At 65.1% G+C, this 1,380-nt stretch carries 1 protein-coding gene and 1 pseudogene; both read right to left on the bottom strand.

Annotated elements, in window-relative coordinates; translation table 11 throughout:
* Positions 1 to 874: 874 nt before the first annotated feature.
* Complete coding sequence (locus ACWGJ2_RS40475; RefSeq protein ID WP_453351424.1) at positions 875 to 1,183, bottom strand: hypothetical protein; 309 nt, start codon at positions 1,181 to 1,183, stop codon at positions 875 to 877.
* 65 nt (positions 1,184 to 1,248) lie between these two features.
* Positions 1,249 to 1,326, bottom strand: a pseudogene (locus ACWGJ2_RS40470) (hypothetical protein); the annotation flags it as partial.
* Positions 1,327 to 1,380: the final 54 nt, after the last annotated feature.

The following is a 1,380-nucleotide window of genomic DNA, read 5'->3' as shown; positions in this document are numbered from 1 at the left end:
TCCCCGGAGCGTGACAGCCGTGGCAACCCAGTCCGGTGTTTGAACCGCATAAGGGGACGGGATGATACGTTCACGGTTCGGTTTTCCTGCAAGTGCAGACGCACGTGCGGGAAGACGAGTTGGACGTCGGTAGCGGGACACGAGGGGTTTCCTTTCGGGTTCGAGCTGACGTTGAGGAGCGATAAGACCCCGGCGCGAGGCGACCAACCAGCAGCCGGGGTCTTTGCCTGTCCGGAGCGGACAAGCAGAGGCTCGGACATTACTACCTTGTGCACCCGGGCAGTGCCGGAACGTAGCGTCGTGGGCATAGGTACCCACCACATGCTGGCAACGATTCTACTAAAGAAGCGCGCACAACTGTGCGGAAAGTGTTCTGAACCGGTCAGCCAAAACGGTCAAGCGGGGTGAAACATCCGTCCCGGAACGTGCCCGCGCGGACTCCCACGCCCTTTCGTGTGTCCGCCGTGTGCCTTCCTGAAGACACCCGAAGATCCATAAGCGTGTCAACAAATCCACCACGCGTGGCACCTGGCCCTACCACGAACGAGTGACCCCAGGAGTCGGCTGCCGCCCCACTCCGCCGACGGCACGCAGCACTTCCTTCAAGACCGTCTGACCGGTAGGGGCAAGGTTTCCGCTCGTCCGGCAGGGTCATCAGGAACAAGCGGTTTGGCGGACCCGGACGAATGGGGGGCCGTCGATCCAGTCGACCGCGCCTCGACCAGCAGTTAGGACAGCGACTACTGCCAGATCGGCCTCCGGTGGGCGGTACGTGCCTCCCGCTGCATGGCGGCATCAGCAAGGGAGAGTGCGACGTTTGGGGAGAGCCGCCGCATGCCGGAGGGGCTGGTCCGGCCCGCGTCTGGCGGCCTGTCTACCGCGTTCCGAGCTCTTCCAGCATCTGCTGCTGGTGGCGGTGGCCGATCGTCTCGTAGCCGGTCACGGTGACGAACGGGGCGAGCATGATCACGAGCAGACACACCGCGAGGGCCATTCCGGCGGCAGCCAGCAGGACCGCGGCGAGCAGTACGGCGAGAGTGAGGGAGAGCAGGAGGAGGTGGAAGGAGTCGGCCGCGGACAGCAGGAGGGTGTGCAGCAGATTGACCATGAGGAGGTAGAGGCCGACCGGCAGGGCCAGTGCGAGGACGACGGCCATGCCGGAGATCTTGGCGTGGTGCTCCATGTAAGGCCCGCCACGTGCAGCCCCGCGCCGGTTCCGGCGACGCCGATGAACAGGGGGATGTGGCCGTAGCCGAAGAGGTAACCGCGCTCGCGGCGGCGCACCAGGATGTCGCCGAACGGCGTCATGAAGTACACCCACCACATGCCGAAGGTCAGGCCCACACCCGCGATGACGACGGCGGTCGCATTCCACGACCA

The sequence above is a fragment of the Streptomyces sp. NPDC054796 genome, assembly GCF_053611545.1.
This window is presented reverse-complemented; position numbering and strand designations above follow the sequence as displayed.